Annotated in this window: 6 protein-coding genes; 2 read left to right on the top strand and 4 right to left on the bottom strand. The window is 69.0% G+C overall.

Annotation, left to right across the window (positions count from 1 at the left end; all coding sequences use genetic code 11):
- The coding region (locus tag F2B26_RS11765) for a DNA polymerase III subunit gamma and tau (RefSeq protein ID WP_159809585.1) at positions 1 to 1,193 on the bottom strand (1,193 nt) is incomplete at its 3' end.
- 136 nt (positions 1,194 to 1,329) lie between these two features.
- Between F2B26_RS11765 and ligD the strand changes: the two genes are divergently transcribed.
- Entirely contained in the window at positions 1,330 to 2,394 is a 1,065-nt protein-coding gene (gene ligD / locus F2B26_RS11760; protein WP_159809583.1) for a non-homologous end-joining DNA ligase, read from the top strand.
- 21 nt (positions 2,395 to 2,415) lie between these two features.
- On the opposite strand, the gene F2B26_RS11755 is transcribed toward ligD, so the two are convergent.
- The 3 genes from F2B26_RS11755 to F2B26_RS11745 form a co-directional block, all read right to left on the bottom strand.
- Positions 2,416 to 3,072, bottom strand: a complete 657-nt coding sequence (locus tag F2B26_RS11755; RefSeq protein ID WP_201292716.1) for a hypothetical protein — start codon at positions 3,070 to 3,072, stop codon at positions 2,416 to 2,418.
- Between the two features lie 12 nt (positions 3,073 to 3,084).
- Positions 3,085 to 7,929: a DEAD/DEAH box helicase gene (locus tag F2B26_RS11750; protein WP_159809581.1), complete on the bottom strand. Its 4,845-nt coding sequence runs from the start codon at positions 7,927 to 7,929 to the stop codon at positions 3,085 to 3,087.
- Between the two features lie 94 nt (positions 7,930 to 8,023).
- The gene (locus tag F2B26_RS11745; RefSeq protein WP_159809579.1) at positions 8,024 to 9,001 is read right to left on the bottom strand and encodes an Abi family protein; all 978 of its coding nucleotides are present in this window, start codon (positions 8,999 to 9,001) and stop codon (positions 8,024 to 8,026) included.
- A gap of 458 nt (positions 9,002 to 9,459) precedes the next feature.
- Here F2B26_RS11745 and F2B26_RS11740 point away from each other — a divergent pair.
- Positions 9,460 to 10,080: hypothetical protein (locus F2B26_RS11740; protein ID WP_159809577.1), on the top strand; the 621-nt coding region annotated here is incomplete at its 3' end.

Genomic DNA, 10,080 nt, shown 5'->3' with positions numbered 1-10,080 from the left:
GGAGCCCCGGCCTGCGCGACCGCCGGGAGCCCGCGCTCCAACCGGTCGAGGCGGGCGCCGAGCCCGGTCCGCGAGTCGTCGGCGGCGGGCAGCAGCAGCCGGGCCATGAGCAGCTCGAGCTGCAGCCGGGGCGAGGTGGCCCCCGCCATCTCGGTGAGCGCCACCGAGGCGAGGTCCGCGGACCGGGACAGTTCGGAAGCACCCAGGTGGGTGGCCTGCGAGCGCATCCGTTCGAGCTGGTCGCTGGGCAGGTCGCGCAGCACGGCCGAGGCCCGCTCCCCCGCGGCGGACAGCACGATGAGGTCGCGCAGCCGCTCCAGCAGGTCCTCGACGAACCGGCGCGGTTCGTGCCCGCTCGCGATCACCCGCTCCACGACCCGGAACGACGCCGCCCCGTCGCGTGCGGCGAGCGCCTCGACCAGGTCGTCGAGCAGGGAGGCGTGGGTGTAGCCGAGCAGCGCGACAGCCGGCTCGTACTCCAGCCCGGCCGGGCCGGAGCCGGCGATGAGCTGGTCGAGCACGGACAGGCTGTCCCGCACCGAACCGCCGCCGGCGCGCACCACGAGCGAGAGCACCCCGGCGCCCACCGGCACGCTCTCGCGGGCGCAGACCTGCTCCAGGTACGGCACCAGCACGTCCGGCGGCACCAGGCGGAACGGGTAGTGGTGGGTGCGCGAGCGGATGGTGCCGATCACCTTGTCCGGCTCCGTCGTCGCGAACACGAACTTCACGTGCGGCGGGGGCTCCTCGACGAGCTTGAGCAGCGCGTTGAAGCCCTGCGGCGTCACCATGTGCGCCTCGTCGAGGATGAACACCTTGAACCGGTCACGGGCCGGGGCGAACGTCGCACGCTCCCGCAGCTCACGGGCGTCGTCCACACCGCCGTGGCTGGCGGCGTCGATCTCGACCACGTCGAGGCTGCCCGGCCCCCCGGTGGCCAGCTCGATGCACGAGGGGCACACGCCGCACGGGGTGTCCGTCGGGTGCTCGACGGTGTTCTGCGCGCAGTTGAGCACGCGGGCGAGGATGCGGGCCGAGCTCGTCTTGCCGCAGCCCCGCGGCCCGGAGAACAGGTAGGCGTGGTTGACCTGGCCGGAGCGCAGCGCGTGCCGCAGCGGCGCGGTCACGTGGTCCTGCCCGATGACCTCCGCGAAGGTCTCCGGGCGGTACCGGCGGTACAGCGCTGTCGTCACGGCGCCACCCTAGTTGGGCCCACGGACAAACGGACCCGCGAGCGGCCTGCTCGACCGGCACCGGGCACCGCGCCCGGCGGACCGACGGCACCTCGCTCGACGGGCGGGTGTCGGTGGCACGGACCTACCGTGGGGCATGGCGCGAACCGAGGCGGTCGAGGTGGACGTGCGCGGGCGCACCGTCCGGGTCTCCAGTCCGGACCGGGTGTGCTTCGCCGACCTGGGCCTCACCAAGCTCGACCTGGTCGAGTACGTGCTGTCCGTCGGCGACGGGATCCTTGCCGCCGTGCTGGACCGGCCCACGACGTTGGAGCGCTGGCCCAAGGGCTGGTCCCCCGAGGCCCGGCACGCCACCCGCCAGGATCCGTCGGGCGACGCGTTCTACCAGAAGCGGGTGCCCACCGGTGCCCCGCCGTGGGTGCAGACCGCCCGCATCACGTTCCCGTCGGGCCGCACGGCCGACGAGGTGGCACCCACCGAGCTCGCCGTCGTCGCCTGGGCGGTCAACCTGGGCACGCTCACGTTCCATCCGTGGCCCGTGACCAGGGCCGACGTCGACCGGCCCGACCAGCTGCGCATCGACCTCGACCCGCAGCCCGGCACGGACTTCGCCGACGCCGCGCGGGTCGCACCGCACCTGCGCGAGCTGCTCGCCGAGGTCGGTCTGACCGGCTACCCCAAGACCTCGGGCGGTCGCGGTCTGCACGTCTTCGTCCCGATCGAGCCGCGCTGGACGTTCACGCAGGCCAGGCGCGCGACGATCGCGCTAGGCCGCGAGCTCGAGCGGCGGCTGCCGGGCCAGGTGACGACGGCGTGGTGGAAGGAGCAGCGCGGTCAGACGATCTTCGTCGACTACAACCAGATGGCCCGCGACCGGACCATCGCGTCGGCGTACTCCGTGCGCGCGAACGCCCGCGCGACCGTCTCCGCGCCGCTCGCCTGGGACGAGGTCGCGGACGTCCACCCCGACGACTTCACCGTCCGGACCCTGCCCGAGCGGTTCGCGCGGGTCGGCGACCCCTTCGCACCGCTCGCCGCCGGCGCCGCGCCGCGGTTCTCGCTCGAGCCCCTGCTCGCGTGGGCCGACCGCGACGAGCGCGACCACGACCTCGGCGACCTGCCCTACCCGCCCGAGTACCCGAAGATGCCGGGCGAGCCCAAGCGCGTCCAGCCGTCCCGCGACGCCGACCGCGAGCGCTGAGCCCGGCCGCCGGCCCTCACGTCAAGCGGGGATCTCCACGGCGAGCCACCGGAAACGTGGCTGGCCCTGGTCGGGTGCTTCGTAGTCGCGCCACCGCAGCTCGTACACCCCCCGAAGGGTGATGTCGTTCTCCTTGTACTTTCCGTCCGCCCAGCGGAGGAGCCCGGCGAGCGTCCGAGAGTCGTCCAATCGGAACTCGGCGTCACGCGGAGTCTTCTTGCCCGCGCCGCCACGCTCCCAGAGCCGGCGTTCGTTGGTGAGGAACAGGGCGATCCCCGAGGAGCCCGTGGCAGCGCAGAACCGTTCCAGCCGCTCGATGTCGACCACGAACGCGCGCCGCGCAAGGTCCTCGGCGGCGTGGGCACGAAGGGAGAACTCCTCCGGAGGGTCGCCCACCTGCCCCTGCCACGACCGCGTGAAGTACTTGAACTCGATCGCCGTGGAATGGGCGCCGCCCCGGCACAGCAGGTCGACGTACTCGCGACGCTTGGGGTCAGTCCGTGCCGCACGATCCTGTCGAACCTCCAGCCGGAGCCGGACATCCGGGGCGACGTCCCACAGCGTGCGAGCGAAGGCGTGCTGGAAGTCGGCCTCCGAGTGGAAGACGGGCCGCTCCAAGGCGAGCGCACCCATGACGGCCTCCAGGTCGGCGGAGCCGGCCACCTCGATACCGGTCATGGCCGCGCCTCCCTACGACTGGTCCTCGTGGACGCGCAGCGGAGGCAGGCCGTCGACGATCCGCATGGTCTCGACGGACACTGTCGTGACCTTGGCGATGAGGTCGAGGATGTAGCGAGGGTTGCCGACCTCGCGGGACCAGTCGTTCGGGTCGTTGGTGATCCCGGACGCCTTGTCGGTCGTCACGCGGTATCGATCGATCACCCACTCAAGGGCCGAACGCGAGCCGAGCATGTACCGGTGAGCCGCGTCCGGGATGCCCGAGACCGTGATCCGCGGGTTGTAGAAGATCGTCGACTTGTCGGCGTCTCGGCCCTTGCCGCCCCAGCGCAGCTTCTCGACCCGGAACCACTCGTAGCGGTCCGCCGATCCGGGCCCGGCCGGCTGGTCGCCCGTGATCGTGAGCGGGTAGGGCTCGGCGTCCTCGTAGCCGATGTGCACGTCGAGCAGCCGCCGGCCAGCCGTTACGAAGAACGCGAAGTCGTCGGCGGCGATCCTCGGGATGCGGGGAAGGGTCCGCTTGAGGTCAGCGGCGAACCGCACCCGGTAGTCCGGCGAGTGCAAGAACCCATACAGGAAGGAGAAGATTTCGTCCTTCGTGACGTCAGGGCCGTACCAAGTGCGGTACTGCCTAAGGCAAGCGTCGGTGACGTTATCGATCCGGCGGCACCCGTCGACGACCTCCGTGTCGGACCAATCGAAGGCTCCCTGTGTTGCGGCCTCGCCCTCGACCTTCTCATAGGTCCAGCGCGGGAAGAACTGACTCGGCCCAGATCCCCACACCGACAGATCCGGAAGCAGGTCGACGGCGAGGACACTGAACGGCTTGTCCGATCCGGGAGCGACAACCTGGAAGCCGACGTTTCGCAGGGTTGCGCTCGGGAACAACGAAGGCTGGCGATAGACGCTGTTGTTCAGCTGACGGTCGAAGTAGACCCGCTGACGAGTGAAGGGCCGGTAGGCGCCCACCCGAACGTGGCTGGGTTCGAACCGCGCCGCCTTCCCCTGGATGAAGTCGTGCTCGAGGGTCCCGTCCCAGGAGATCCGACGCGGGTCGCGCTGGATGAAGGCTCCATAGGCGGTGCGACGATCCCGCACACCGCTGCGACTGCACTCCGCGGCGAACTGGGCGAGCTGGCTGTTGTACTCGGCGATCATCGCTTTGACGTGACCGACGAGCTCGGCCTCGGAGTACGAGTAGACCCAACTGTCGCGGTTCGTCTTGATACCACCGGAGAAGACCGCGAGCAGCCCGGGTTCCTGGCGATCGGCCACAGGAGTGAAGGCGCCGAAGTCACCAGACCGCTGATTCGTCCAGTCCCCAGCCTCGTTGGGAGTGATCTCCGACCAGTTCAGGGCATCGATCGTCGACTCCCCGATGACGCGGAGCTTCTCCTCCCGAGTGAGGTAGTCACCGATGTCCCGGTACCTCAACAGCGCGCGCCCCCGATGGCTCTGGCGCTTGATCAGGAACGTGATCGCGACGGTATTACGCGAGCCGGCCCCAAACACCTTGCCGCCCTCGCGCCGGGACTGTTCGCCCGCGGATCGCTGGTTGCCCCGCAGGTTGTAGACGTAGACGGACGCGAACTCATCGGCCAGAGTCTTCCGCAGCCCGTCAGCAGAGTTGGAGTCGATGAACCCGCCATTCGTGACGAACCCGATGACGCCCTGGTCGCCGACGCGATCCGACGCCCACCGGATCGCGCGGACGTAGGAGTCGAGCAAGGACTTCCGGAGCTTCGCGCTGGACCGGGCATCGTACGTTGCGGCGATCTTGGCGTCGAGGGTCGCGTACTTGAGATTCGCCGCGTTGTCATTCGCGGAGGTTTGACCCACCGAGTACGGCGGATTGCCGATGATCACCCGGATGTCGAGTGCGCGCTGGGCGATGACGCGGTCGCTGTTGGCGGTGAAGACGGCCCCGTCGTCGAGGTCGCCGTCCTCGTGCATCTGGAAGGTGTCGGTGAGCACGATGCCGTCGAACGGCCGGTACGGCTCGCCCGGGTCCACGGCCTCGCGGATCGCGTCGTGGTAGGCGGACTCGATATTGATGGCCGCGATGTAGTACGCGAGCAGCATGATCTCGTTGGCGTGCAGCTCCGTGGCGTACTTGCGGGCGAGGTCGTGCGGGGCGATCAGCCCGGACTGGATGAGCCTGACGATGAAGGTGCCCGTGCCGGTGAACGGGTCGAGGACGTGCACGCCCTCGTCGGACAGGGAGGCGCCGAACTCGGCGCGGAGCAGGTGGTCGACGGACCGGATGATGAAGTCGACGATCTCGACCGGGGTGTAGACGATGCCGAGCTGGTCGGCCGCTCGCGGGAAGGCGAGCTTAAAGAACCGCTCGTAGAGGTCCTTGATGATCGTCTGGCGGCCGGCGGCGTTGTCGATACCCGCCACGCGCCCGCGGACGGACTCGTAGAACGCGTCCAAGGAGGCGGTCTCGGCCTCGAGGTTGGTGCCCTCGAGGGCCTGGAGCATGTGCTCCATGACCTGGCTGACAGGGTTGTGGGTGGCGAAGTCGTAGTCGGCGAACAGGGCGCTGAAGACCGGCGCGGTGATGAGGTGCTGGGAGAGCATGTCGATCGCGTCCTCGCGGCTGATCGACTCGTTGAGGTTGGCGCGCAGCGCGGCGTGGAAGTGCTCGAACTCGTCGGCGGCGTGCCCGGCGGCGAGCAGGCCGACGAGGCGTTCGCGGTGCTTCTCGGCGATGACGGCGACGTCGGCTGCCCACTGCTCCCAGTAGCGGCGTGAGCCGACCTTCTGGACCAGCTTGGCGTAGAGGGCAGCGCGGAAGTCGCCGAGGGCGTCGAGGTCGAACCAGCCCTGGGTGCCCTTGTCGGCGGCGTTGGTGCTGTGCTCGTCGGGTTCGGGGCCGCCGATGCCGATGACGTTGATCCGGGCGTCTCGGGCCTTGTTGAGCTCGATCTTGTTGACCATGGCGTCGAACCGTTCGTCGTGCGCGCGAAGGGCCTGGAGGACCTCCCACACGACGCGGTACCGCTCGTTGTCGCGCAGCGCGTCCTCCGGGCTCACGCCGGCGGGCACGACGATGGGCAAGATGATGTAGCCGTACTTCTTGCCCGGCGAGCGGCGCATGACGCGGCCGACCGACTGGACGACGTCGACCTGGCTCTTTCGCGGGTTGAGGAACAGCACCGCGTCGAGCGCGGGCACGTCGACGCCCTCGGACAGGCACTTGGCGTTGGACAGGATGCGGCAGCCACCGTCGGGGTCCTCGGCCTTGAGCCATGCGAGGAGCCCGTTGCGGGCGACCATGTTGTAGCTGCCGTCGACGTGCTCGACCGCTGCAGGAAGCAGCGGGAACTCGTCGGGGTTCTCGGCGACCTCATCGCGCAGGCCGGTGTACTGCTGGTAGTCCGCGACGATCGAGGCGAACCGCTCCGTGAACCGCCGCGAGTCCTTGATCGATCGGGAGAATGCCACGGCGCGGCGCATGGGCTCGGGGTCGGCGCCGAAGTCGTGCTCGGTGGCGCCGCGCTTTGCGAGGCCGTTCCAGCAGCCGACGATCTTGGCGACGTCGTCGAGCTTGAGCTCGCTGTTGGCGGGGTCGGTCAAGGACGCCTGCATGGTCCGCGAGATGGTGCCCTCGTCGACTGCGAGGACGAGGACCTTGTAGTCGGTGAGGAGGTTACGGGTCACGGCCTCGCCGAACCCGAGCCGGTACAGCTCCTTGCCGTACTGGTCCTCGTTGTCCATCGACGCAACGACGGCCTGCGCCTGGCCGGCCTTCGCCTTGGAGGCGTCGTCGTAGATCCGCGGGGTGGCCGTCATGTAGAGCCGCTTGGCCGCCTGGAGGTAGGCGGCGTCGTGGACCTTGACGAACGCCGACTCCTCCGCGTCCTCGCCCGCGAGGGTCACGCCAGTGGTGCGGTGGGCCTCATCGCAGATCACGAGGTCGAATGCGCCGAGGCCCTGGGCCTGCGCCTGGGCGATGACGTCGATGGACTGGTAGGTCGAGAACACGACCGTGAGGCGCCCGTGGGCCTTGCCGTCCCCCGCGGCCGCGGCCAGGCGCGCGGCGCTGGTGGTCGGCGGGATAGGGAGGTCGACGGTGGTGATGTCCTCCTCAAACTGCCCGGCCTTGCTGTCCGAGCACACTGCGAACGCACGCAGCGAGTGCTGGGCTTCGATCGACCACTCCTTGAGCGCCTGCGACAGCAGCGCGATCGAAGGCACCAGGAAGAGGACGCTGCCGCCAAGCGGGACGAGGTCCTCGGCAATGCGCAGCGACGTGAGGGTCTTGCCCGTGCCGCACGCCATGACGAGCTTGCCTCGGTCCGCGAGGGCGAGCCCGTCGCGGACCTTCTCCAGCGCCGTGCGCTGGTGCGCCATGAGCTCCTTGCGCGCCTTGACGGTCAGCGCAGCGGGTGTCTCGGGGTCGAAGAGCGACCAGTCGATCGATGAGTCCAGGAGATCCGTCAGTCCGATCCGCTGCACTGGGATCTGCTGGCGGCTGATCGCCTGCTCGGCGTTCGGGCCCCACTTGTCCGTGGTCGTCACGACCAGCCGACCGGCGAACGGGTGCTTGCCCGACTCAGACAGGAACGAGTCGATGTGCTGCTTCTGGATCGTGGTGCCCGAGTCGTAGAACTTGCACTGCACAGCCACCAGACGCCCAGTGTCACGCTCCCGCGCGACCAGGTCGATCCCAGTGTCATGACCGTGGTGCTCGGGCCACTGGTTCCAGGTCCACACCTCGTCGTAGAGAGCGCTCCACTGGGTGTCCACCTTGAGGAACGACTGAACGAGTCGCTCGAACTTCGTCCCGCGTTCCGAGGTGCTCGTGGACTTGAAGAGGTACTGATCAAGAACGTCCTCGAGAGTCGTCACGATCGTGCATCTTGCCCGACCGATGCCCCGAACGCTGGCTCGTCACGCTTCCGGTCGACGCGGAGTCACCGCGGAGCAGCCTGGCGGTGGCGGGTCAGGGTCGCCAGATCTCCAACTTCGTCCAGTCAGCAGGGAACCCCATATCCAACTCGGGGCTCACGTAGGGCACGGCGGGGAACTTGCGCACGACGTCTCGGAGGTTGATCGGCCAGCGACTGCTCGGGTCGATCTGCCTCGTCAGGTAGGCCGTGATGACGATGGGCCGATAGATCCGATCGACGGACGGTGCAGACGCGGCGTGTGCCAGCAGCGGACCGACCTGCGCCTGATTGAACCGTCCTACCTTGAGCGTCGGCGTCCGGTTCCAGAGTCTGGCGTGGTGCGCCGCGGTGTTGCGGAGATAGTTGAGTGCTTTGAGCCAGCCCACGAGAAGTCGCCCGCCCTTGACTCCCAGTTCAGCGGCTACTCGGTTCTGATCCCTGCGGTCGAGCAGCTCGTAGAGACGGATGACAGCGCCGAAGTCCAGGAACTCAATGGCGACCCAGATCGGCAGCCGATCGCCGTACTTCACCAGATGATGCCGTACGTAGTCTTCATGGCGCGCGTCGGCCTGGAGCTTGTTGTAGCGCTCGAGCCACGCGTCGAACGCTGTGACATCGAGTCCGGTCCGAAGCTGCGCGCACCTCTCTCCGTCGAGTGCATCGACGGAGAGATGGCCCAGCGGATCTCGCTCGCCAAGCACGTGGGCAACTTGCGTCTTCAAGCCGACCTCGACCACCTCAAGACCATCGAGAAGACGCGCCCGGAGTTGACGATCGAACTGCAGCAGAGACCGCACATGGTCGAGCGTGACTCCCGGGCGAAGTTCCGCCGCGCGGTAGCTCACCGGGCTGCTCGAGCACTGCTCGGACGGCGGCAACATCTCCCTGAACGGGTAGACGTACGCTGAGAGCCGGTAGTAGCCAACGCTTCGGAGCAACGCCAGACCGGCCTCACGGTCTCCGCAAGCCAAGCCGCGAGACTCCAGCTTCGCCAACTGGTCGGCGTAGCTCAGGTGCGGCTTGTCATACACGACTTCCCCACCTGCGCCCCCAAAGAAAACCGGCCCTTGACAGCACAAGTGCTGTCAGAGGGGCCGGTGTTTGTAGCTGCCACAGTAGCGTACCGAGAGCCCACGCTTGGTCACGATCCCGCAACAACCGCGGACGACCACGAAGACTCCAGCCTGCAACGCGCTCCGAACGAGAGCGAGCCTTGGGGCTGGAGGCCAAGGCCTCACCGACGAGTGCCACAGCTCGATGGCCCAAGAGGCGACGAGCCCGCTCGACAACTCGTCCCGATCACTGTTGCCGAGCCTCCCGGGCTCGCTAGGCCAAGTAGACCAGTCGACGCTTGGATCCGGAGTACCCCAAGATGCCGGGCGAGCCACCACGTGTGCAGCCCAGCCGCGCCAAGGGCTGACAGGTCACACACAACCGGCCCACGGGGGGACGAGGGTCCCGGTACCGTGTGTCCCACCCTGGCTTCGGCGTGAGAGGTGAGATGGCGCTCGGCACGTCACCGTCCGACACGGCCTTCCCGGCCGTCGTCGCTGGCCCGCGCCAGCTCACCGACGACGAGGTCGCGCTGCTCACGTGTGCGGTGACCCGCGTGCGGGACCTCATCGGCCCGCTCACGCCCGAGGGTCTGGACGCCCTGTGGAACCGGCTGCTCGAGGTCGGCGAGGCCGCGGACACCGAACCGGCGCGGTTCGTCGCGATGGCGATCGGCACGCTGCTGCTCGACGCCGAGCCGGGTGCGCACTGGGTCGCCGCGCTCGGCCCCAACGGGTTCACCCCGGCCGTCGTGTCCGACACCCGGCCGTCGGCCCCCGTGCTCGTGGTGACCGACGCGCTCGCGCGGTGGCGGGAACGGGCCACCGGCTGGGTCACCGACTACGTCACCGGCGCCCGGGCGCACCTGGTGCGAGACCCGCTCGACGGCGACGACGACGAGCCCTGGTACGCCACCGTCGACGACCTCCCGCACCCGCCCACCCAGCAGGTGCGCGACCTGGCGGCGACCGCGGCCGAGCTGGGGCTCGACACCGCAGGCGGCTCGCCGCTCGCCTTCGCCGTGCTGCCCGGGCCGCACGTGACCGCCTGCCCGGTC

The sequence above is a fragment of the Cellulomonas citrea genome (genome assembly GCF_009829685.1).
Lineage (GTDB): Bacteria > Actinomycetota > Actinomycetes > Actinomycetales > Cellulomonadaceae > Cellulomonas > Cellulomonas citrea.
Note: the sequence above shows the minus strand (reverse complement) of the source record. Positions and strands in the feature narration are given on the sequence as shown.